We start from the raw sequence: 22,323 nt of genomic DNA, 5'->3' as shown, positions 1-22,323 counted from the left end.
GGAAACAGCGAAAGCGGGTTCCCGAAGGAACCCGCTTCGAAGCAGATCTCCCAGATATCTCCCAAGCGGGATGATCATCTTCGCCGCTACGGCCAGATGGCTCTCTGCCCTACGGTGTCGCGTGACCGGGGGCTGGGGATGATCTCCTGAGCGGAACGACGAAACGACCCTGTGCGGAGGCCGAAGGGCCTCGCACAGGGTCGTTCCAGAGTGAAGTGGGCGATACAGGACTCGAACCTGTGACCCCTACCGTGTCGAGGTAGTGCTCTAGCCAACTGAGCTAATCGCCCCAGTGAAACTGGGAGGTGGAGACGGGATTTGAACCCGTGTAGACGGCTTTGCAGGCCGCTGCCTCGCCTCTCGGCCACTCCACCGAGTACTCGTGGGGCGATTGCTCGCCCCGCGTCTCCTCCGAGCGGACGACGGGATTCGAACCCGCGACCCTCACCTTGGCAAGGTGATGCTCTACCAGCTGAGCCACGTCCGCTTGCTGCCTGGCCTGGACCCCGTTTCCGTTGGCCCCGCCTTGCTGCTGATAAAGACTTTAGCGGAGATTCGACAGACGGCAAATCGGAGCTCGTCGGGGGCGGTGCGGTGGTCCTCGGCGAGGGTGTGCGCAGGCGGTAGCGTCCGCGTCATGTGACCCGGGTAGACACAGGGGCACACCCTGAAAGTGTGGAGTGGAGCGGCATGGACATCCCCGTGACGGACGGTTCGGTGTGTGGTGGCCACCGAGGTGCGACCTCCTGGGCGCGGGCGCGTGAGCGGGCCCGGCTGCTGGGGGAGGAGTCGCGTTCTCCGGTGCGTGAACTCCCGCTGGGGCGTGCGCTGGGTGGTGTGCTCGCCGGTGACCTGCGGGCGTTGGTGGGGTTGCCGGCCTTCGACGCCTCGGCGATGGACGGGTTCGCGGTGGCGGGGCCGGGGCCCTGGCACCTGGTGGGGACCCAGTTGGCCGGGGTTCCGGTGGCCGGGCTCTCGTTGGGGGCGGGCGAGGCCGTGGAGATCGCCACGGGTGCCCGGGTGCCCAAGGGGACCGAGGCGGTCCTGCCCTATGAACTGGCCGAGGTGGTGGAGGGCCGGGTGCGCGGCGAGGCCCTGCCGGGTCGGCACGTGCGCTGGTCGGGTGAGGAGACCGCCCCGGGGGAGACGGTGCTGGCGGCGGGGGCCGAGGTGACCCCGGCGGTGCTGGGTTTGGCAGCGAGCCTGGGCCATGATGCTCTGGCTGTGCGTTTGCCCACGGTGACGGTGCTGGTCACCGGGGACGAGATCGCCACGAACGGGCTTCCGGGCGAGGGCGTGGTGCGTGACGCGATCGGTCCGCTGCTGCCCGGAGTGGTCAGCTGGGCGGGTGCCCGTCTGGACCGGGTTCGCACGCTGGGTGACGGTTACGAGGACTTGACTGAGGCGTTGACCACGGCCGGGAGCGACGTGGTGGTGGTGTGCGGCTCCTCCTCGAAGGGGCCCGCTGATCATCTGCGCGGGGTGCTGGGGGCGATGGGCGCGCGGACGGTCGTGGACGGAGTGGCCTGCCGTCCGGGTCACCCGCAGCTGCTCGCACACACGGGCGGCACGGTGTTCGTGGGGCTTCCGGGAAACCCGAACGCCGCACTGGTGGCATCGCTCACTCTTCTGGTGCCGTTGCTGAGCGCGATGTCGGGACGGTCTGATCCGTCGCTCGGTCTGGGGAGGCTCCCGCTGGTCGGCGAGGTGCGTTCCCGGCCCGATGACACCTGTCTGGTGGCGGTGCGCCTGCGGGAGGGGCGGGCCCAAGCGGTGGGTCACGACCGGCCGGGCAGTCTGCGCGGCGCCGCCCTGGCGGAGGCCTACGCCGTGGTGCCTCCGGGGTGGGACGGGGCCGGTGAGGTGGAACTCCTGCGTCTGCCCTGAGTGCGCCGGCCGTGGCCTTCGGTCGTACGCGGGGGACGACGCAACGGTGGCCGCGACATCCTGGTAACCAGGGCGTCGCGGCCACACGGGCTTTCTGTGACTACTTCGCAGGCTCGGAGACCTCAGGGGACTCGCGAGAGATCTCGGGCCCCTCAGCGCCCTCAGAGGCCCGAGGAGCCTCGGCGGCCTCGTGGTGGGTCACCACGGGTTCCTGGTTCTCCACGGCGGGGTTGCCGTGGCCGCGCAGCAGGAACCAGGCCTGGACGGCGGCGGCGAGCACGATCACCACGGCGATGGCCGAGGTCAGGTGCATGCCGTCGGTGAACGCCAGCCGAGCCGAGTCCATCAGCGCGGCGCCGCTGGCACCGCCCAGGTCGGCAGCGGTGTGGGCGGCTCCGCCCAGGGTCTCCCTGGCGGCTTCGGTCGCGGCGGCCGGGACCCCCTCCACCTCGGTGAGGTGGCCCCGATAGAAGGCGGTCAGGACACTGCCCAGCACCGCGACGCCCAGCGCACCGCCCAGCTCGTAGGCGGTCTCGGAGATCGCTGAGGCGGCACCCGCGCGCTTGGGCGGGGCGGCCGACATGATCGCGCCGTTGGTCAGCGTCTCGGCGAAGCCGACGCCCAGGGAGATGAGCACGAAGGCGGTGACCACGAGCACGACACCGCGGGTGACGTCGTCGGCCGGGGTGAACACCAGCGTGCCGAACCCGGCCGCCGTGACGAGCAGTGACCCTCCGATGATCGAGGCCAGGCTCAGGTGGCGGGCCAGCCGGGCGGCGACCAGGCTGGCGATGACGGACAGGACCAGTCCCGGCACCAGCACGATGCCCGCGCGCATCGGCGAGATGCCGAGCACCAGCTGCAGGTACTGGGTGAGGAAGAACAGCGACCCCACCATCGAGAACACGATCATCAGGTTGGTGACCACGGCCACGCTGAACACGCGCGAGCGGAAGAGGCCCACGTCGATCAGCGGGTCCCGGAGACTGCGCTGGCGGCGCACGAACAGGTAACCCAGGGTCAGTCCGAGTACCAGGGAGAGGACCGGCAGGACGTCGATGCCGCCGGTGGCCATCTTCTTGACGCCGTAGACGGCGGGCAGCATGGCGCCCAGTGACAGCAGCACGCTGAGCATGTCGATCCGGCCCGAGTCCGGGTTGCGGGACTCACGGACTAGCAGCGGTACCAGGATCAGGATCAGCGCCATCACGGGCAGGTTGATCAGGAAGACCGAGCCCCAGAAGAAGTGCTCCAGGAGCCAGCCGCCCAGGATCGGGCCGAGCGCGGCTCCGGCCGAGAACCCGGAGGCCCAGATCGCGATGGCGAGCAGGCGCTGGCGCGGGTCCAGGAAGATGTTGCGCAGCAGGGACAGGGTCGAGGGCATCAGAGAGGCCCCCGCCACGCCCAGCAGGGCGCGGGCCAGGATCAGGGTCTCGGCGTTGGGTGAGAACGCGGCCAGCAGTGAGGCCAGGCCGAAGGCGGCCGAACCGATCATGAGCAGGCGGCGTCGGCCGATCCGGTCGCCGAGCGAACCCATGGTGATCAGCAGTCCGGCCAGGATGAAGCCGTAGATGTCGATGATCCACAGCAGCTGACCGGAGGTGGGGCTCAGCGCCTCGCTCAGGGCCGGGACCGCGAAGCCGAGCACGGTCATGTCGACCGAGATTAGGACCACGGGCAGGACCAGGACGGCGAGTGCGGCCCACTCGCGGGGACCCGCAAGCGCGGGCGGGGCCCCGTTTCCACCGTTGGTGCTGGTGGCGCCGTTTCCGGCCTTGGCGGAACTCATCTTTCCCTCGTATCGATCGGTGGGTTGCGCGCCGCTCGGTGTGAGGGCGCGGGCCCGGTGGGAGTTGGTGTCGTGCCGGGCTTGGTGGGCGGGAAGCCTGGTCGACCGGGGTGCGGCAGCAGCGAGTGGAACTCGGGGTGCGGGCACGGTCCGGGACTCTTCAACCGTCCAGCCGGTACAGTACCGTCCAGCCGGTACAGTGTCAATCGTGAGCACATCGAACACGCGCGACCGCATCCTCGACGCCCTGCAGGACATCCTGGTCAGCGACGGCTATTCCTCGGTGACCCTGGAACTGGTGGCCCGCACCGCCGAGGTGTCCAAGGGAGGGCTGCTCTACCACTTCCCCTCCAAGGCGGCCATGATGGTCGGCCTCATGGAGCGCATCCGGGCGCTGGCAGAGGAGGAGTTCCGTGAGGCGGTGGTGAGCGAGGAGGGCGTGGTCCGCTACTTCCTGCGCACGTCACTGCCGCAGACCACGGCGGAGAGTGAGCTGTACTGGGCGGTCATCGCCGCGCTGCGCAGCAAGGAGGACATCCCCCCGGAGGCGGCCGAAATGGTCAAGGGGCTGTTCGACCGCTGGGGTGAGCTCCTGCACGCCGAACTCACGGACCCGGTGCTCGCTGAGACGATCCGGTTGGCCGGGGACGGCATGTACATGTCCTCGATCGCGGGGCTCGGGCAGCCGGACCCTGAGCTGACCCGGCAGGTGATGGAACGGTTGGCCGAGGCCTCGGACAAGGTGCGAAGAGAGCGCTGACCCGGAAGGGGCCGACGGCTCCTGGGTCCCCGCGTGGTTCCCGCGTGTTTCCTGCGCGGCCGTCAGGGATTCGACCGTCATCCGCAAGGCACCGACAGTCCTTCCCGAGGGCACCGTCGGTTGTCTCTTGAAGGTGACAATGTGGTGCTGTTCACGTGCCCGGGAACGTGGTTTACTTCCCAGTAACTTCGTTGCCGCTACCGGGCGCTGGAACAGGGCGCCTGCCCATCTGGCGAGGTGAGGTGTGCACTACCGCAAGATGTGGGGCGTGCCGTGTCGACCGGGAGGATTCTCTTGGCAAGACTGTTCCTACCTCGCCGGAGCGTCCACGGGGTGAGAACACGCCGACGGGAAAGCGGGGAGCGGATGCACAGGCTCACCAACCGGGTACGACCGTACGCCTGGGGAGCACGCACGGCCATCCCTCGCCTGCTGGGCACCGAACCCGACGGTACCCCCCAGGCGGAGCTCTGGCTGGGCGCCCACCACGGCGCCCCCAGCACCGCGCACTGCGACGACGGCTCCACATCCCTGCCCGAACTGATCGCGGCGGACCCCCACCGCGTCCTGGGCGCGAGCACCGCCGAACGCTTCGGCGCCCGCCTGCCCTACCTTCTCAAGTACCTCGCCGCCGAAGCCCCCCTCTCCCTCCAGGTGCACCCCGACGCCGACCGCGCCCGCTCCGGCTACGAGGCCGAGGAGCGCGCGGGCATCCCCGTGGACGCGCCGCACCGCAACTACCGCGACCCGCACCACAAGCCCGAACTCCTCCTGGCCCTCGAACCCTTCGAGGCCCTGTGCGGCTTCCGGGAACCCGCCGCCACCGTCGCCGACCTCATCGGGCTCGACAACGAACTCGCCAACGCCCTGCGCGAGGACCTGTCCGCCACCGACACCCACGCCGCGCTCCGGGCCGCCCTCACCCGCCTGCTGAGCCTTCCGGCCTCGGCCCGGTGCCGGATGATCGACGAGTTCGTCCAGGAGTGGTCGGGCAGAGGTAGACGCGGCGCACACGCCGAGATCGTCGTGGACCTGGCGGCCCGTTACCCCGGGGACCCGGGCGCGGTCGCGTCGCTGCTCCTGAACCGGGTGACGCTCTGGCCGGGCCAGGCGCTCTACCTCCCGGCGGGCAACCTGCACGCCTACCTCCAGGGCACCGCCGTCGAGGTGATGGCCAGTTCCGACAACGTGCTCAGGGCGGGTCTGACTGCCAAGCACGTGGACGCCCCCGAACTCCTCGACGTGGTGGACTTCTCGGTCCTGCCCATCCCTTACGCCCAGCCGGGGTTCCTCGACGGGCGCCGCGAGTTCCGCCCGGCCGCCCCGGAGTTCGCGCTGCACGAGATCGGCCCGGGCCGGATCACCGCCCACCTGCCGGGAGACGGCCCCACCGTGGTCCTGGCGCTGCACGGCACGGTGGAACTGGTCGCGGAGGTCGGCGAGGGGGTCACCCTGCGCGGCGGGGAGTCGGTGTTCATCCAGGCCGACAGCGGCCCGATCAAGGTGGAGGGCCACGGCCACGTCGTCGCCGCCACCGTCGGAGACCACCAAGGCGGATAGTGACTGCCCCGTCGTGTGCGCGGGTTGCTCGCTGTCCGGGTCGGCCGCGCGGGCGGATCGCGTGAATCGGCCGTGCGAACCGATCGCGCGAACCGGTCGCTCGGTGGCGGGCGTAAACCGATGGCGTTCGGCACGGGGCCGGGAATGCTGGCGCGTATGACCTCAACTGTGCTCAACATCGCGATCGACTGTGCGGACGCCTACGAACTGGCCCGGTTCTGGAGCGGGGTGAGCGGACGGCCGCTGCACCCGGAGTCCGAACCCGGTGACGACGAGACCCAGGTGCTGCTGGCTGAGGGCCCCGTGCTCCACTTCAACCAGGTGCCCGAGGCCAAGCGGTCCAAGAACCGGATCCACCTTTGCCTGCGCCCCGAGACCTCGCGTGAGCAGGAAGTGGAGCGGCTGCTGGGCATCGGCGCCACCTTCGTCAGTGATCACCGCAACCCCGATGGATCCGGCTGGGCTGTCCTCGCCGACCCCGAGGGCAACGAGTTCTGCGTCCTGCGCAGCGAGTCCGACCGGGCCGCCACGGGTTCCTGAACACTTGCTTCCTGAACCCGGGCGTCAGCCCGGCCGGTTGTGTGGGGCGCAGGGAAGGCCGGTCATCAGCGATAGCCTGGGCCCCTCTGTTCACGTCAGCAACTAGGGGGATCCACCATGGCGCTTGAGCGTCCCGAGATCGACTTCATCGAGGGCCCGGCGCCCGCGGACCTGGAGATCACCGACATCACCGTCGGCGAGGGCGACCAGGCCGGGCACGGCAACACCGTCAGCGTGCAGTACGTCGGTGTCGCGCACTCCTCCGGCGAGGAGTTCGACGCCAGCTGGAACCGCGGCGAGCCGCTCCGCTTCAAGCTGGGTGCCGGTCAGGTCATCTCCGGCTGGGACCAGGGTGTCCTGGGCATGCGCGTCGGCGGCCGCCGTCAGCTGGTCATCCCGCCGCACCTGGCCTACGGTGACCGCGGCGCCGGCGGCGTCATCAAGCCGGGGGAGACCCTGGTGTTCGTCGTCGACCTGGTCGGCGTCAACTAGGTTTCGTCAGGCCTCGTCAGGTCTTGTCACGAGGTTCGGTAACCGCCGAGCCCCGTAGCGAACACAAGGGCCCGTGCCGCACTGAGCTGTTTGAACTGCTCACACACGCGGCACGGGCCCTTTCTGACTCCCGTGGCCTACCCGAGGGTTGCGCCCACCTTTACATGGCCCTTGAGCAGGTCGCGGGCGATCGTGCGGCGTTGGATCTCGTCGGTGCCCTCGAAGATGCGCAGCAGCCGAAGGTCCCGGTAGAAGCGCTCGATGGGCAGTTCGCGGGTGTAGCCCATGCCGCCGTGGATCTGCATGACGCGGTCGACGATCTCGTTGGCCTTCACACCGCCGAAGAGCTTGGCGATGGACTGCGCGTGCCGGGAGTCCCTGCCCTGGGAGACCTGCCAGGCGGCGTGCAGCACCAGCAGGCGCAGCGCCTCGATCTCGGTCTGGGAGTCGGCGATCATCCACTGGATGGCCTGCCGGTCGGCGATGGGCGCGCCGAAGGTCTCGCGGGTCTTGGCGTACTCGATGCCCATGTCGAGCAGGCGCTCGCAGCCGCCCAGCGCTCTGGCGGGCAGCAGGTAGCGGCCCTTGCCGATCCACTTCATGGCGAGGGCGAAACCCTGGCCCTCCTCGCCGAGGATGTTCTCGTGCGGGACGCGCACGTCCTGGAAGATGAGCGCGGCCGGGCGGCGCTCGCCCATCGTGTCGATGGGCTCGGAGGTCCAGCCCATGTCGCGGTCGACCAGGAAGCAGGTCACGCCCCCGTTGGCGCCCTTCTCGGGGTCGGTGACCGCGAAGACCATGGCGAAGTCGGCCTCCTCACCGCCGGTGATGAAGGTCTTCTCGCCGTTGATCACCCATGCGTCGCCCTCGCGCACGGCCTTGGTGCGGATGGCCTTGGCGTCGGAGCCCGCGCCGGGTTCGGTGATGGCGAAGCAGGACTTGCGCTCACCCTCGATGGTGGGGAGCAGGTAGGTGCGCTTCTGCTCCTCGTTGGCGTAGTAGAGGATGTTGTCGGCCTCGCCGCCGAACTTGAAGGTGAGGAAAGTCCGGCCGAGTTCGGTCTCGATGAGGGCCTCGGTGATCGGGTCCAGGCCCATGCCGCCGTACTCCTCGGGGGTGGCCACACCCCAGAAGTCGGACTTGCGGGCGAGCGCGCGCAGGCGGGTGCTTTCCTCGCGGGTCAGACCGGGCGGGTGGCCCTCGCGCTCGCGGCGCAGCGCCTCGTTCTCCAGCGGCATCAGCTCCCGCTCGACGAAGGTTCGCACCCAGCTCTGGATGGCGCGCTGCTCTTCGCTCAGTGAGAAATCGATCACGGCTGCTCCCAAGTAACCTAACGCTGTTCGGTTATTTGAGGGTACGTTGGTCCGGACGGTCCGCGCAAGGGTGGAACCGAACGGTGTGAGGTTGCGGTGGAATCACCGATGCCGGGCCGGACACGCAGCGCCACCGTGCGATGATCAGCGCGAACGCCGGACGACCCGGTAACGGGTGCCGGACGGACCGGCGCACGACGGCACAGCACAGAAGGAGAGCCTTTCCGTGGCCCGACCCAAGACACCGATCCTGAGCAAACCGGCGATTCGCGAGGCCGCGCTCACGCTCATCGACCGGGACGGGCTGGAGAAGCTGTCCATGCGCAAGCTCGCCCAGGAGCTCGCCGTGCAGGCAGCCTCGCTGTACAGCCACTACCGCACCAAGGAGGAGCTGCTCAGCGAGGTTGCCGAGGAGGTCACCACGCACATCGACGTCTCCGGTTTCGACGGCGGAGACTGGCGCGAAGGGCTGGCGGTGTGGGCGCGCTCCTACCGTGACGCCCTCGCCGAACACCCCAACCTCCTCCCGGTGATCTCCGCCGGACCCGGCCGCCGAGAGGAGGCGCTGCGCCGCGCCGACGCCGTGCACGGAGGGCTCGTCGGCGCCGGCTGGCCGCCCCGCTACGCCACGATGATCGGGGCCTCCACCAAGTACCTGGTGGTGGGCGCCGCGACCAACTCCTTCGCGCGCGGGTTCGATGACGACGTGCGGGTCTACCAGGACCGTTACCCGAACCTGTCGCAGGCGCACCGGCTGGCCGAGGTCGCCGCCGAGATCGACCAGGACAGCTTCGAGCTGGCGCTGACGGCCTTCCTCGACGGGCTCGTCCCGGTCTACGAGAAGGTCCGGGCCGGTTCCGAAGGCTGAGCCCTGACCGATCGGCCAGCCGGGAGACCGGTCGATCGGGGGAGTCGCGGACCGGTCAGCAGGGTCGAAGGCAGGTCAGCGGGCGGGCGCCATGGAATCGATCCACGCGCACAGCAGGTCCAGGCCGGTCTCGCCGCGCCCCCGGTCGCCGGTGACGAGGTAGTCGGTCTCCAGTCCGGAGAAGGCCGAGTTCAGCAGGGTGGCCAGGGTGAGGGCCCGGTCGGCGGGCACCCCGCGCAGGGTCAGGCAGGAGGCGACGAACTCCGCGCGCCCGCGCACGAACCCCGCACCGGCGGCGGGCAGGCGCCCCGCGGCGGCCAGCCCCTCGATCTCCCGGATGAGCCGGGTCATGGGTAGTTCTTCGTCGCCGAGGTTGCGCCGCCAGGCCTCGCGGACGATGTCGCTGACCGGGACGGCGGGGTCCTCCCAACCCCGGGTGGCGAGCAGGGACCGGTGCTGGAGCTCGTCCAGCCGGGCCAGGACCGCCGACAGCAGGTCCTCGCGGTCGGCGAAGTGGTGGGTGAGCACGCGCGTGCTCTGTCCCAGCCCCTGGGCGAGGCCGCGCAGCGTGAAACCGCTGATCCCGGTGTGCGCGAGCTGTTCGATCACGGCGTCCAAGACCTCGCGGCGCCTTGCGGGGTCGGCCTTCCGGGCCATGTGTACCTCCTGGTCCTCCCGTCCCCAACTCTGGCACAAGAGTTTGGGTAACAAATGTTACCTTTATTGGATGCGTGCTCTCCCTGCCTGGCTGTTGGCGCTCACCCTGACCGCGTTCACCGTGCAGACCGACGACTTCATCGTCATCGGGGTCCTGCCCGCCGTCGCCTCGGACGTCGGAGTCTCCGAAACCGCGGTGGGACAGTTGATCACCGTCTACTCGCTGGTCTACGCCCTCACCGCCCCGCTCTGGGCGGTGCTGCTCGCCGGGCGGCCGTTGCGGCGGGTGCTGTCAGCAGCCCTCGCGGTGTTCACTCTCGCCAACCTGGCGGTGGTGTGGGTGGAGGGCTACCCGGCCCTGGTCGCGCTGCGGGTGGTGGCGGCCCTGGCCGCCGCCGTGGTGCTGCCCGCCGCGCTGGCCGCGGCGACCACCCGGGCCCCGGAGGAACACCGTGGCCGTTACCTGGCCACGGTGATGACCGGCCTGACCGGCGCGATCCTGCTGGGGGTCCCCGCCGGGACCTGGATCGGCGCTGCCTTCGGTTGGCGGGCCACATTCGTCTTCTGCGGCCTGCTCGGAGCACTCGCACTGGTTCTGGCGGCCCGGTCACTGCCCAGACCTGGGGCGGGAGCACGTGGAACACCCGGGTCGGGGAGCGGGCAGGACCAGCCCTTGACCGACCGCGCGGTGTCGGAGATCGGGGCGCCGCCGCCGGGGGAGCCCAAGACCGGGTCGGAGGCGCACGGAGCGGAAGGCCCCGGGCATCAAGGACGCTCCAGCTCTTCGGTGGAAGAAACGGGTTCTGGTTCGGGTGCGGTGACGGGGGTCCGTGTCGAGTTGCGGGCCTCCCTGCGGCCGCTGTTGAACCGGGACATCGTGGGGCTGCTCGTGGTTACCGTGCTGGTGGTCGCGGGGAACCTCGCCTTCCAGACTTATCTGGCGCCCTTCCTCGCCGGGCTGGCCGGGGTGGGGCCGCACCAGCTGGCCGCGCTGCTGGTCGCCTCCGGGATCGGCGGAGTGGCGGGCACCCGGTACGCGGGTCGGATGGTGGACCGGGTCGGCGCCAGGTCGGCGTTCGGGCTGGCCTGCGGGGCGTTCTGCCTGACGATGGCCGCCTTCGCGCTCCTATGGTTGGCCGCACCGGTCCCGGTCTGGTCGGCCGCCGCGCTGCTGGTGTGCTGGTCCGCCACGGCCTGGGCGGTGCCGACCACGGTGCAGGCGCTCACCCTGGCCCGGGTCGGGCAACGGGCCGCGACCCAGGCCATGGCGGTGCTCAGCAGTGCGGTGTACGCGGGTGCCGCACTCGGCGGGGTGGTCGGCGGGCTCGCCGTGGCCGCCGGCGCCGGACTGGTACCGGCGGCCGCCACCCTGTCCGCCGTTTCCGGCCTGGTCCTGGCCCTGCTGGTGACCCGGGCCAAGGTGCGTTAGGCGCCGGGGAGACCGTCCTCGGCCCGGGCCCGGGCCCGGGCCGAGGTGCGGTGCGGCGTCAGTTGCGGGCGAAGGCGTCCGCGCCGGTCAGTTCGGCGGACCAGGCCCACAGGCGCTCGGCCTGCTCGGGGTCGGTGGCGTGGGCGGCTACCCCGCCCTCGCCCTGAGCCGGGTCGGCCTTCTCCGGGAGTTCGGCGATGTCGCTGTTCTCGCAGTACAGCCCGCCCAGGCCCGCCAGGCGCGGGGAGGTGGCCGCCCACACCTGGGTGGCGGCGCCCTGCTCAGGTGACTTGAAGGTGGGGTTGACGGTGTTGCCCTGCTCGTCGATCCAGCCGCGGTCGACCATCTCCTCGGTGGTCATGTGCCGCTGGAGCGGGGTGAGGATGGCACCCGGGTGCAGGGAGAAGGCCCGGACCCCGTGCTCACGGCCGAGCCGGTCCAGGTGCACGGCGAACAGCACGTTCGCGGTCTTGGCCTGCCCGTAGGCCTGCCAGCGGTCGTAGCCCTGCTCGAACCACGGGTCGTCCCAGCGGATGCTGGAGGCGTGGTGCCCGGCCGAGGACACCGAGACCACGCGGGCGCCCTCGCTGAGCCTGGGCCACAACCGGTTGACCAGGGCGAAGTGCCCCAGGTGGTTGACGGCGAACTGGGACTCCCAGCCGGGGCCGACCACGGTGTGCGGGTTGGCCATGATCCCGGCGCTGTTGATCACCAGGTCGATCCGCTCGTAGGGGAAGGAGTCGGCGAAGGACCGGACGCTCTCCAGGTCGGCCAGGTCCAGCTCGGCGACCTCCGATCCCGGGATTTCCGTGAGCGCCTCCTTCGCCTGTCCGGGCCTGCGCGCCGGGACGACCACGCGGGCACCCGCCCCCGCGAGGGCCCGTGTGGTCTCCAGCCCGATGCCCGAGTAGCCGCCGGTCACCAGGGCGGTCCGGCCGGTCAGGTCGATGCCGTCGAGAACCTCGGCCGCGGTGCTGCGCATGCCGAAGCCTGAGCCGATCTTGCTCTGTTCCGTGGTCATGCGGACCACGCTAGGACCTGGAGCGCACTCCAGGTCAAGCCTGGCGCGAAAGGCGTCGCTTGTCGCGGCCGGTCACGCCGGGCGGCGGAGAGGGAGACCCGGGCCGGGAACGGGGCAGAGGGTCAAAGGTGGGACCTGAACGGAGGACCATGGGCGGGAACGGAACGGAGGATCCGGAGAGGCAATGGTCTGCCGCAGGGCTTCCTCTGTTTGCCCGCCGCTCGATGGTGACCGCCTGAGCACGTTTTCGGCTCCCTGTCCGAAGATGATCTTGCTACCAGGAGCAAGTTCAGCGCCGATTTCGCTTCTGGTAGCAAGATCACCGGGGATTTGGTGGTTTCGGAAGCACCGGGTGGTTGGGTGACCGGCTGGCACTGCCGGTCACCGTGAGGGGTCAGGAGCCGGTGGGTTTGGTCTCCGCGTTGCTGGCCAGTGCGCCGCGTTCCAACTGGTCCAACAGGCTGCCCCCGGACTTGGGCACGGTCTGGGCGGCGATGTCCTTGCCGTAGCGGATGCGGGTGAACATCTCCGGGAGCCGCCGCTCCAGGCGCTGGTAGGCGATCCTGCCCAGCAGCCAGGAGACCAGCGCGCCGTTGGCCAGGGCGATCGGTAGCGCCAGCCACGGCATCCCCTGGAGGCCCAACCACACGGTGGTTGCGATGGTCGGGGCGGAAAGCACGGGAAAGGCGGCCATCGAGAACCACACCTGGAGCTGGTTGTCTCCGCTGTCGTTGGCGTCCACCCGCTGATGCGGGTCCACCCCGGGGGTCACCGCCACCACGGACAACAGCACCGCGAGCCCGTTGGTCACACCGACGAACAGCACCAGGCCGGTCAGTACGAACGGCACCGCCCAGTACTCACCGGTCGCGATGACCATCACCGCGCTCATCAGCACGGCGAGCGGGACGATGAGCACGGCGATCGCGATCTGCCGTCCCCGGATCTCGACGCGGTGCGTGTCCCGTCCCTGACCGACCACGGTCAGCCACAGGGCGCTGCCGTCGTGCCCGTACAGGTTGGAGCTGGCCATGCCCATGATGAGCACGGCGACGACCCCGGAGAAGGGAGCGATCTGGGGAAGGTAGCTGATCAGCCCGAGCAGACCGATGAACAGGCCCGCGTACAGCGAGGAACGCAACTTCAGTCCCCGCCACGGGTCGCGCCACCAGTGGCGGAGCTCCTTGCCGACCACCGCGCCCAGCGGGGTGTCCGGCAGGAACGAACGCCCGCCGTCGAACACGCGCGAACCGAGCGGCCGCGATCGCCGCCGCACGCCACGGGAGGTCACACTCGGAGCCAGCAGACGTACGGTCACCAGCACCGTGGCCAGGGTGAGTGCACCGAAGGCGCCCAGCCAGCCGAAGGCCGCGCCCCACGCCCCCATGGTGGCTGCGTCCACCGCTAGCAGCGGCCACGAGGTCGGGATCAGCGACAGCACGGTCGCCGCCGTTCCCTGGATACCGACCTGGGGCAGGCTGCCCATCGCGGCCAGGGCGGGCTGGACGGCCGCCCAGCCGAACATCAGACCGGCCAGGATCAGCCCCCACTGCACCGAGGCGATCTCCATCCCGATCCGGCTGTGCATGGCCGCGCCCAATGCCCGGAACACCAGGCGGGACAGCGACACCATGAACACCACCAGCATCAGCATGCCGAGCAGCCCGAGGAACAGCGTGGCCGGGTCTGAGGCCCAGGCGTGCCAGGCCACCGATGCCGCCACAACTAGGGTGAGCAGCGCGCCCGGGCCGACGAACATGGTCACCAGCAGGCTGGCTCCCACCCGGTTCCGGTCCAGGGGAAGGAGCGTGAAGTACTGCGAACGCAGCACCCCCACGCCGTTGGTAATGGTGGGCCCCAGCACCCAGGCTCCGGCCCACACCGCCAGCACGAGCATTAGCAGACCGGACCGGACCTGGTCGGAGGCGGCGGTGACCGCCAGGTACCAGGTGAGGGCGGAGCCGAGGGCGATCACCGACAGCGTGAACCACCGGGCGCCGCCAAAGGAGTGCCGCCCCAAGGTGAACTTGAGCCGGATCAGGAGTTCAACCACGTCAGGTCCTCCTCACTGACCTCGCGTGCCCCGACCAGCCGGACGAAGGTGTCCTCCAGGGTGGCGTCCACACCGCGTACCTGGTCGAGTGAACCATCGGCCAGCACACGGCCCTCGGCGATGATCGCGACCCGGTCGGTGAGCTGCTCCACCAGGGCCATCACGTGACTGGAGATAATCACGGTGCCGCCGCCATCGGTGAACCGGCGCAGGATCGCGGTGAGAACTCGGGCCGACACCGGGTCCACAGCCTCGTACGGCTCGTCCAGGACCAACACCTCCGGCGCGTGCAGCAGCGCTGTGGCCAGACCGATCTTCTTGCGCATACCGGTGGAGTACTCGGCGACCAGCACACCGTCGCGTTCGGCCCCGTCCAGCTCGAGGACCTTGAGCAGCTCCGCAGCGCGGCCGCGGGTGACGTCGCGGCCCAGGCCGCGCAGCCGCCCCCAGTAGTCGAGCAGTTCGCCACCGGTCAGCCGCTCGGGCAGTGACAGACCGTCCGGCAGCACCCCGAGCCGCTTCTTGGCCTCGACCGGATCCCGCCACACGTCCACGCCGAGGACCCGAGCGGTCCCGGAATCGGGGCGCAGCAGCCCCACCGCCATCGACAGGGAGGTGGTCTTGCCTGCACCGTTGGGGCCGACGAGACCCAGCATGGCGCCGCGCGGCACGGCCAGGCTCACGCCGTCCGCGGCGCGGGTCTCGTTGAACGTCTTGGTGAGTCCGTCCAGCTCAAGCGCTGGTTTAGCTGCTGCGGGTAGGTCGGGGCTAGTCATGGCATCCATGTTCCGTGAGCTTCGCCCCGGGCGCATCGGCCACCCGGCCAGAGTCCCTGGCCGACCGGCCAGCATCTCGGCCCGGCCGCTGGCCTGGTGATGGAGGTGCTGGACGGGGGTGCCGTTCTAGGCTGGAATCCGGGGAGGACCGCGAACAGGGGGGAGGGGTGCATGGAGCCGAGGCGCCGCAGCCGCCGCGACGTCGTCGTCGACGTCCTCCTGACGTTGTTCGCTCTGGTCTACGGGCTGTTCTCCTTCGCCGGATACTCCCTGGACCTGCACCCGGCCGACCGGGTTCCGACCTGGGTCCTGTGGCTTGACCTGGCCTGTCTTCCCCCGGCCTGCGCTGCCCTGTGGTGGCGCCGCAGCCACCCGCTGGCGGTGGCGGCGGGGGTCGTCCTGGTCGCCACCTTCTCCGTCGCAGTGGTCGGCGCGCTGATCGTCGCCCTGATCTCGCTGGCCGTCTACCGGCCCTTCGTCCAGGCCGCCGCCATGGCTCTGCTGACCATCGTGCTGTCACTGCCCTGGCTGCTGCTCGTCCCGCCCACCGTCTTCGACGCGATCGTGACGGGGCTGGTGATCGTCCTGATGATCGGTGTCTGTGTCGCTTGGGGCGCCGCCATCCGCTCCCGGCGGCGCCTGGTCGAGCGCCTGCGGGAGGACGTGCGGCGCGAACGCGAACTCCGAGAGGAGCGGCTGGCCGCCGCGCGAGTGGAGGAGCGCCGCCGGATCGCCCGCGAGATGCACGACGTGGTCGCCCACCGGATGTCCCTGCTGTCTGTGCACGCCGGGGCGCTCGCCTACCGCACCGAGCGGGCCGAGGCCGGGCAGGCCGAACCGTTGAAGGCCGCCGAGATGGGCTCGGCGGTCCGAGTGATCCGTGACAACGCCCACCGGGTGCTGGACGAGCTCAGCGACATCCTCACCGTGCTGCGCTCGGGGGACCTCACCGGGGAGGAGCCAGAGGAGGCCGCGCCCCAGCCCCGGCTGGCCGACGTGCCCCGGCTGGTGGCGGAGGCTGTCGCGGCGGGGGAGAAAGTGTCCTACACCTCGGACCTGCCCGAGGGGACCGCCCCTCGTGAGCAGGTGCAGCGCACCGCCTACCGGGTGGTGCAGGAAGGGCTGACCAACACCCGTAAACACGCTCCGGGGGCGAAGGTAGCGGTGACGGTGTCCGGCGCGCCCGGGCGCGGCCTGGTGGTGGCGGTGAGCAATGTGCTCCCGGTCGGGAAGGCCGACCAGGAGATCCCCGGAGCCGGGGCCGGTCTGGCTGGGCTGGCCGAACGTGTGGAGCTCGACGGGGGCCGGTTGCGGCACGGCCCCGCGCGCGGCCGGTTCGGGCTGACCGCCGTGCTTCCCTGGCCTGAGGAACAGGTTACGGGGGCCGCCGGGGACGATCGTCGGAAGGTGTCATAGTGGTGGCCGTGAACGCTCCTGTCCGGGTCCTGCTCGTGGACGACGACGCCCTGGTCCGCGCCGGTCTGCGCCTGATGCTCTCCGGGGACGAGCACATCGAGGTCGTGGGGGAGGCGGACGACGGCGCCGGGGTGGTGGCCGCGGTGGCCGATCACCGGCCCGATGTGGTCCTCATGGACGTGCGGATGCCGGGGGTGGACGGCATCGCCGCCACCGAGGAGCTGCGTTCGGGCGCGGTCTCGGGACCCAACAGCACGGGCGGTGGAACCGGGCCGCAGGTCCTGGTGCTCACCACCTTCGACGCCGACGCCACCGTGGTGCGCGCCCTGCGCGCGGGAGCCGCCGGTTACCTGCTCAAACACACCGACCCGGCCCGGATCGTGGAGGCGGTGCTGCGCGCGGCCTCGGGTGAACCGGTGCTGTCGCCGAGCGTCGCGCGCGCCTTGATGGATCAGGTGGCCGGTGCCGACCCGGTGGAGCGCTCCGCGGCGCCCACCCGCCGTGAACGCGCCCGCGCCAGGCTGGCCCTGCTTTCGGACCGGGAACGCGACGTGGCCGAGGCGGTGACGGAGGGGCTGTCCAACGCGGAGATCGCCGACCGCCTGTACATGTCCATGGGCACGGTCAAGGCGCACGTGTCCAGCGCGCTCACCAAGCTGGACCTGTCCGGCCGCATCCAGCTGGCTCTGCTCACCCACGACGCCCACGAGTCCGAGGACTGAGACCTCCGAAGACGGCCGGGTCGGACGGCTGGATCAGGTGCCCGCGGCGGTGGCCATGGCTTCGGCGAGGGCTCGGGCCTCGTCGGTTTCGGGCAGCGGGAGGCCGGTGGCCATCCGGGCCATGATCACCCCGGAGAGCAGGTCAGCGACCAGTCGGGCCCGGGTGGTGTCGGTGAGTTCACCGCGTGCGACCGCGCGTTCGAGGAGCCCGGTGACCAGGGCCAGCCTGCGGTCCAGGATCGCGTGCATGATCGTCGCGCCGGCCTGTTCCCGGAGCGTGGCCACCAGGGCGTGCCTGGCCAGGGTCTGGGTGGCGGTCTCGCCGAACACCCGGTAGACGGCGCGGACCATGGCGGTCAGGTCGCCGCGGAGCGAGCCGGTGTCGGGTACCTCGATCCGCTCGATGGTCAGCTGTTCGGCGGCGGACAACACCAGCTCCTGTTTGGTGGCGTAGCGGCGGAAGACGCTGGTACGGCCCACCCCCGCGCGTTCGGCCACCTCGTCAAAGGTCAGCTCGAAACCCTGCTCCAGGAGGAGTTCGACCGCGGCCCGTCGGACGGCCTCGTCCACGGCCGGGTCGGGTCGGCGGCCGCCGCGTCCTTTGCTCATCAGATTCTCCCGGGGCTCTTGACAGTAGTTCCGGTACTCATAGTATCGATACTACGAGTACCGGTATTAAAAGTACCGGAATGCCTCCTCAAGGAGAAGCGCCATGAGCGTCATCGTTGTCGGAGCCGGCCCCACCGGCCTCATGCTCGCCGGAGACCTGGCCGAGGCCGGGGTCGAAGTCACCGTGCTGGAGAAGCGCGCCGAGGAGTCCAACCTGACCCGCGCCTTCGCCCTGCACGCCCGCACCCTGGAACTGTTCGACATGCGCGGTCTCGCCGACGAGATCGTCGGACAGGGCTACCAGATCCCCGAGGTCCGAGTCGCTCTCGGATCCAGGGACCTGGTCCTGGACCTGCGTCACCCCGAGAGTCGTTTCCCGTACGTGCTGACCGTCCAGCAGGCCCGCACCGAATCCCTCCTTCAACGCCGTGCCGAGCGCCTGGGGGTCAGGATCCAGCGCGGCGCCGAGGTCACCGGGATCGACCAGCACGAGGACGGCGTCACCCTCACCGTCCGTACCGCCGGCGGTCTGCACACCGAGCGCGGCTCCTACGCGGTCGGCACCGACGGCGCGCACAGCACCGTCCGTGAACGGCTGGGGGTGCGGTTCAGCGGACGCAGCTACGACACGCACATCATGCTCGCCGACGTGCGCCTTGAGCAGGATCTGCCCCGCGCGGTCAACCCGTTCGTCGGCACCGACGGCGTCGCCCTGCTGCCGCCCTACGGCGATGGTTGGTTCCGCGCCACCGTCTGGGACCGTACCCGGCAGGGGGTGCCGCTCGACCAGCCGGTCAGTCTGGACGAACTCAACGACTCCCTGGACCGCATTACTGGCGGACAGTTGACCGCGGCCGAGACCCGCTGGTCCACACGCTTTCTCAGTGAACGCCGTCAGGCCGACCACTACCGGGTCGGCCGGGTCCTGCTCGCCGGGGACGCCGCGCACGTGCACTCGCCGTTGGGCGCCATGGGCATGAACACCGGGATCCAGGATGCCGCCAACCTGGCATGGAAGCTCGTCGCCCTGGAACGGGGCTGGGCACCGCCCTGGCTGCTCGACACCTACGAGGCCGAACGCCACCCGGTGGGCCGCGCTACCTTGCGTATCACCGACGTCATACTGCGCATCGCCGTCGCCCCCGCTCCGATCCGGGCCGTCCGCCCGTTTCTGGCACCCGCCGCGCTTGGGCTCAGCAAGGTCTCCCGAACGATGCGCAGGCTCCTGTCCGGGCTCGGTGTGCGCTACGACCGCCCCGTACAGGTGGCGGACACCGTCTCGGTGGGACAGCGAGTGGACGACCTTCCCCTGATGAGCGAAGGCGAACGCACCCGGTTCCACGAGGTGGCCGACCCCACCCGGTTCACGCTGCTGGACGCCACCGAGGCCGGGTATCTGGCCGAGGCCGCCAAACCCTGGGCCGACCGGGTCCGCGCCCTGCACGTGCGGGGTGAGCTGCCCGAGGGTGCGGACGTCCTGCTGGTGCGTCCCGACGGCTACGCCGCCTGGAGCGGTGAACGCCCCTCCGCCGACCAGGTCCGCACCGCTCTCAACGAGTGGACGGGTTCTCCGTGACCGGGGGAGCGACCTTGCGGCACATCCGGCCGAACGAGACCCACTGAATCAGCACCAGGGACGCGGTGGCGGCCGCGTAGGTGCCCCACAGGGCGCTCAAACCACCCAGCTCCATGACCGGTACCGAGACCACCACCAACAGCCCGTAGCTGAAGGCGAACGCGTACATCGCGGGCCGCGTGTCCTTGAGCGCGAGCATCCCCGAGTTGGGCGCGGACTGCAGGGCGTCGAACAACCCCACCAGGCACAGCAGCGGCACCAGCGCGACGACCCCCGCGTGCACCCGGGGGTCGTCGGTGAACAGCCACACCAGGGGCCCGGCGGCCCACCACAGCAGCGCTCCGCTGATCAGTACGACCGGGACCGACACCAGGTAGCTCGCCAGTACCGTGCGCACGACCAGAGAGCTGGACCGCGCCCTGGCGGCCCGCACGGTCAACGGCACGGTGGCCTGCCCCACCGCGACGAAGGAGATAAAGCACATTCCCAGGAGCACCACCACGACCTGGTGTACGGCCGCTTCCTCGGCACCGATCCGAGCCACCACCACCGCCAGGACGCTCAGCGACCCCGACTTGATCAGCAGCGTGGACCCCGTGGGGACGCCTACCCTGGCCATCCGCCCGATCCCCGACCAGCGGGGCCGCCCGAAGCCGATCCGGTGACCGCGCAGAACGGTCACGCGTCTGACCAACGCGAAGTTCAGTCCCAGGGTGAGCACGTTCATGCTGAGCATCGACACCCCCGCGCCGAGCAGCCCCAGCCGGGGGAAGGGGCCGAGGCCGAGGACCAGGACCGGGGTCATCAGCAGGCTGAGCGCCACAGCGGTCAGGGACAACGCCAACACCGCCGTGGTGTGTCCCAGCGCCACCATCAGTACCGTGGTGGCGTTCTTGAGCGAGGCCAGCACCACGTACCCGGCCATGAACAGGGGGTAGAGGCCGAGCGCGGCCACGATCGGCCCCGACACCCCGATGAGCCGTGCACCCAGCGGGACAGCGAGGATCAGCAGCCCGCCCACGAGCCCCAGGAACAGGCCCATCCACAGGCTGTCGCGCACCACCGGTGCCAGGGCCCGCGGTGAGTCCTCGTTCTCGGCGAAGAAGGGCATCGACCCGCGCAGGGTGCCGTGCACGACCATGATCATCGGGTTGAAGACGGCGAGCACCAGCGCGTAGGCGGCCAGTTCCACGGTGCTGGTGTTGCCCAGGACCGCGGCGGTGACCGCGCTGCCGATCAGGGTGGACAGCATGGACAGGTACAGCGGCAGCGCCTTGCCCGTGATCCGCCGGGCGATCAGTCCCGGCCTCCTCGGAAGCTCGGGGGGATCTTCGGGGCCTTGCGGAATCCGGAGAGTCCGGGAGGTCTGGATGGGGTCCGGGGTGGCTGACATAGGGAGGGAAGACTCCTCGGGGGTTGGGTGCCGCCGGAGGTGAGCGGTCAGTAGTGTCTGATCCGACACTGCGTTCGATGACGAGGGGACGGTTCTCATGGCCGAAAAGCGCGTTGTATGGGCGAAGAAGCTGCCGGAGGTCTACAAGAAGCTCGACGAGATCGACCTCATCCTCGCTGATCACCTGGATGTTCATCTGCTGGAACTGATCAAACTCCGAGCCTCCGTGCTCAACGGCTGCGCGTTCTGCGTGGACCTGCACACCCAGAAGGCCCTGAAGGAGGGCGAGTCCCAGCAGCGGCTCTTCCTGGTCTCCACCTGGTACGAGGCCGGTGACCGGTTCACCGAGCGCGAGCGGGCCGCCCTCGCCCTGACCGACGAGATGACCGAGCTGGGCGGTACCGGGGTGTCCGACATGGCCTACGAGGAGGCAGCCGAGCACTTCGATGAGACGGAACTGGCCGCGCTGATGTCGGCCATCGCCATGATCAACCTCTACAACCGTCTCGCCGTCACCAGCCAGCTGCACCCCAAGGAGCGCTAGCCACACGCTCCTGCCCGGCCCCGCGCCGGTGGCCGGAACCGGTCACCGGCGCGGGCTGGGTTGCGGCAGACAGGGCTGCGGAAGACCGAGTTCGGGCGGTCGGATCCCGCTGGACCGGACCCGCGCTCACCGGAGCTCGGACACGCACAGGGTGTATCCCTTCGGGTCGCGCCACGGCCCCTGGTTCTCCTCGAACCACCTCCTGGTCCGGTGGCCCAGCTCCGCCACCGCCGCCGCGTACCCCTCGGCCCCCGGCGGCAGCCCGTACAGGGCCAGGACGGACACCGCGTACCGGATCACCGGCTCGGGTTCGGCGAAGACCAGGGCGTTGTCGCGCCGGGTCACGGACACGTCTGCGAACACCTCCCGCATTCGCCCGGGCAGGTCCTCGCTGCTGGCCAGCCCGCGGTAGCCGGGGGCGTCCACCCCGAGCCCGTCCACCACTTCCTTGACCATGGCGACCAGGCGCGGAAGCCCCGCGCCGTGGTTGACGGTGGCCAGCACCCGCCCGCCCGGACGGGTCACCCGCCGGGCCTCTCGCAGCGCCCGGTCCGGATCGGGCACGTGGTAGAGCATGTGCCGGGCGGTGACGGCGTCGAAGGAGGCGTCGGGGAAGGGCAGGTGCATGGCGTCGGCCAGCACCGGGCCGGCCTGACCGCGTTCGCTGATCCGCTCCAGGGCCGCGGCCGAGCTGTCCAGCCCGACGAACCTCCCCTTGTTCCCCCGCTCGCGCAGGAGGTCGAAGAAGGTGCCGGTGCCGCACCCCACGTCCAACAGGGAGGCGCCCTCGGGCAGGTCCAGGTGGTCGGCGGTGTCGGCCTCGACGTCGTCGGGGTGCTCGCTGTACCGGCGGTGGGTGTCGATCCGGGTCTGGAGCGGATCGAGCGTGGCGTAGGCGTCCAAGGGTTCTCCGGGAGG

General features: G+C 70.3%; 20 protein-coding genes and 3 tRNA genes. 11 read left to right on the top strand and 12 right to left on the bottom strand.

Annotation, left to right across the window (positions count from 1 at the left end):
* Positions 1-216 precede the first annotated feature (216 nt).
* The 3 genes from D457_RS0128690 to D457_RS0128680 all read right to left on the bottom strand — a co-directional run bounded on the left by D457_RS0128690 (position 217) and on the right by D457_RS0128680 (position 487).
* Positions 217-290: transfer RNA gene (locus D457_RS0128690), tRNA-Val, on the bottom strand.
* Positions 291-303: 13 nt separating this feature from the next.
* A tRNA-Cys gene (locus D457_RS0128685) sits at positions 304-374 on the bottom strand.
* Positions 375-414: 40 nt separating this feature from the next.
* Positions 415-487 (bottom strand) — tRNA-Gly (locus D457_RS0128680).
* A 203-nt stretch (positions 488-690) separates the two neighbouring features.
* On the opposite strand from D457_RS0128680, the gene D457_RS0128675 reads away from it, so the two are divergent.
* Entirely contained in the window at positions 691-1,887 is a 1,197-nt protein-coding gene (locus D457_RS0128675) for a molybdopterin molybdotransferase MoeA (RefSeq protein WP_017584113.1), read from the top strand.
* 100 nt (positions 1,888-1,987) lie between these two features.
* Here D457_RS0128675 and D457_RS33675 read toward each other — a convergent pair whose 3' ends face one another.
* Positions 1,988-3,676, bottom strand: coding sequence for an MFS transporter (locus D457_RS33675; protein ID WP_017584112.1), 1,689 nt, complete (start codon positions 3,674-3,676; stop codon positions 1,988-1,990).
* Positions 3,677-3,884: 208 nt separating this feature from the next.
* Here D457_RS33675 and D457_RS0128665 point away from each other — a divergent pair, with 208 nt between their 5' ends.
* From D457_RS0128665 to D457_RS0128650, 4 genes are all read left to right on the top strand, one after another.
* Positions 3,885-4,436 (top strand): TetR/AcrR family transcriptional regulator, encoded by a 552-nt coding sequence (locus D457_RS0128665; RefSeq protein WP_017584111.1) that lies wholly within the window; start codon positions 3,885-3,887, stop codon positions 4,434-4,436.
* Between the two features lie 366 nt (positions 4,437-4,802).
* The gene (manA, locus tag D457_RS0128660; RefSeq protein WP_017584110.1) at positions 4,803-5,996 is read left to right on the top strand and encodes a mannose-6-phosphate isomerase, class I; all 1,194 of its coding nucleotides are present in this window, start codon (positions 4,803-4,805) and stop codon (positions 5,994-5,996) included.
* A gap of 156 nt (positions 5,997-6,152) precedes the next feature.
* A complete protein-coding gene (locus D457_RS0128655) occupies positions 6,153-6,536 on the top strand; it encodes a VOC family protein (RefSeq protein ID WP_017584109.1) in 384 nt (127 codons plus the stop codon).
* A 117-nt stretch (positions 6,537-6,653) separates the two neighbouring features.
* A complete protein-coding gene (locus tag D457_RS0128650) occupies positions 6,654-7,028 on the top strand; it encodes an FKBP-type peptidyl-prolyl cis-trans isomerase (RefSeq protein WP_017584108.1) in 375 nt (124 codons plus the stop codon).
* 137 nt (positions 7,029-7,165) lie between these two features.
* On the opposite strand, the gene D457_RS0128645 is transcribed toward D457_RS0128650, so the two are convergent.
* Positions 7,166-8,341, bottom strand: a complete 1,176-nt coding sequence (locus D457_RS0128645) for an acyl-CoA dehydrogenase family protein (RefSeq protein ID WP_017584107.1) — start codon at positions 8,339-8,341, stop codon at positions 7,166-7,168.
* Positions 8,342-8,567: 226 nt separating this feature from the next.
* On the opposite strand from D457_RS0128645, the gene D457_RS0128640 reads away from it, so the two are divergent.
* The gene (locus D457_RS0128640) at positions 8,568-9,209 is read left to right on the top strand and encodes a TetR/AcrR family transcriptional regulator (RefSeq protein ID WP_017584106.1); all 642 of its coding nucleotides are present in this window, start codon (positions 8,568-8,570) and stop codon (positions 9,207-9,209) included.
* A gap of 75 nt (positions 9,210-9,284) precedes the next feature.
* Here D457_RS0128640 and D457_RS0128635 read toward each other — a convergent pair whose 3' ends face one another.
* Complete coding sequence (locus tag D457_RS0128635) at positions 9,285-9,866, bottom strand: TetR/AcrR family transcriptional regulator (protein ID WP_017584105.1); 582 nt, start codon at positions 9,864-9,866, stop codon at positions 9,285-9,287.
* Positions 9,867-9,936: 70 nt separating this feature from the next.
* Between D457_RS0128635 and D457_RS0128630 the strand changes: the two genes are divergently transcribed.
* Positions 9,937-11,295, top strand: a complete 1,359-nt coding sequence (locus tag D457_RS0128630) for an MFS transporter (protein WP_017584104.1) — start codon at positions 9,937-9,939, stop codon at positions 11,293-11,295.
* 58 nt (positions 11,296-11,353) lie between these two features.
* Here D457_RS0128630 and D457_RS0128625 read toward each other — a convergent pair whose 3' ends face one another.
* The 3 genes from D457_RS0128625 to D457_RS0128615 form a co-directional block, all read right to left on the bottom strand.
* Positions 11,354-12,316: an SDR family NAD(P)-dependent oxidoreductase gene (locus tag D457_RS0128625; RefSeq protein WP_017584103.1), complete on the bottom strand. Its 963-nt coding sequence runs from the start codon at positions 12,314-12,316 to the stop codon at positions 11,354-11,356.
* Between the two features lie 394 nt (positions 12,317-12,710).
* Positions 12,711-14,369, bottom strand: a complete 1,659-nt coding sequence (locus D457_RS0128620; RefSeq protein WP_017584102.1) for a hypothetical protein — start codon at positions 14,367-14,369, stop codon at positions 12,711-12,713.
* Positions 14,354-15,145: an ABC transporter ATP-binding protein gene (locus tag D457_RS0128615; protein ID WP_017584101.1), complete on the bottom strand. Its 792-nt coding sequence runs from the start codon at positions 15,143-15,145 to the stop codon at positions 14,354-14,356. The genes D457_RS0128620 and D457_RS0128615 overlap by 16 nt, the downstream gene beginning before the upstream one ends.
* Positions 15,146-15,316: 171 nt before the next feature.
* Between D457_RS0128615 and D457_RS0128610 the strand changes: the two genes are divergently transcribed.
* Positions 15,317-16,561 carry a sensor histidine kinase gene (locus D457_RS0128610; protein WP_017584100.1) on the top strand — a complete coding sequence of 415 codons (1,245 nt, stop codon included), beginning with the start codon at positions 15,317-15,319 and terminating at the stop codon, positions 16,559-16,561.
* Positions 16,561-17,283 (top strand): response regulator transcription factor, encoded by a 723-nt coding sequence (locus D457_RS0128605; protein ID WP_017584099.1) that lies wholly within the window; start codon positions 16,561-16,563, stop codon positions 17,281-17,283. Before D457_RS0128610 ends, D457_RS0128605 begins: the two co-directional genes overlap by 1 nt.
* 33 nt (positions 17,284-17,316) lie before the next feature.
* On the opposite strand, the gene D457_RS0128600 is transcribed toward D457_RS0128605, so the two are convergent.
* Complete coding sequence (locus D457_RS0128600) at positions 17,317-17,892, bottom strand: TetR/AcrR family transcriptional regulator (RefSeq protein WP_017584098.1); 576 nt, start codon at positions 17,890-17,892, stop codon at positions 17,317-17,319.
* Positions 17,893-17,995: 103 nt separating this feature from the next.
* Between D457_RS0128600 and D457_RS0128595 the strand changes: the two genes are divergently transcribed.
* Positions 17,996-19,468 carry an FAD-dependent monooxygenase gene (locus tag D457_RS0128595; RefSeq protein ID WP_017584097.1) on the top strand — a complete coding sequence of 491 codons (1,473 nt, stop codon included), beginning with the start codon at positions 17,996-17,998 and terminating at the stop codon, positions 19,466-19,468.
* Here the strand turns inward: D457_RS0128595 and D457_RS0128590 are convergent.
* Positions 19,443-20,861: an MATE family efflux transporter gene (locus D457_RS0128590; protein ID WP_020480263.1), complete on the bottom strand. Its 1,419-nt coding sequence runs from the start codon at positions 20,859-20,861 to the stop codon at positions 19,443-19,445. The two genes, D457_RS0128595 and D457_RS0128590, sit on opposite strands and share 26 nt — an antisense overlap.
* A gap of 97 nt (positions 20,862-20,958) precedes the next feature.
* Here D457_RS0128590 and D457_RS0128585 point away from each other — a divergent pair, with 97 nt between their 5' ends.
* A complete protein-coding gene (locus tag D457_RS0128585; protein ID WP_017584096.1) occupies positions 20,959-21,405 on the top strand; it encodes a carboxymuconolactone decarboxylase family protein in 447 nt (148 codons plus the stop codon).
* Positions 21,406-21,531: 126 nt separating this feature from the next.
* On the opposite strand, the gene D457_RS37860 is transcribed toward D457_RS0128585, so the two are convergent.
* Positions 21,532-22,308 carry a class I SAM-dependent methyltransferase gene (locus tag D457_RS37860; RefSeq protein WP_017584095.1) on the bottom strand — a complete coding sequence of 259 codons (777 nt, stop codon included), beginning with the start codon at positions 22,306-22,308 and terminating at the stop codon, positions 21,532-21,534.
* Positions 22,309-22,323 lie beyond the last annotated feature (15 nt).

It is taken from the genome of Nocardiopsis valliformis DSM 45023, assembly GCF_000340985.1.
Classification (GTDB): domain Bacteria; phylum Actinomycetota; class Actinomycetes; order Streptosporangiales; family Streptosporangiaceae; genus Nocardiopsis; species Nocardiopsis exhalans.
Note: the sequence above shows the minus strand (reverse complement) of the source record. Positions and strands in the feature narration are given on the sequence as shown.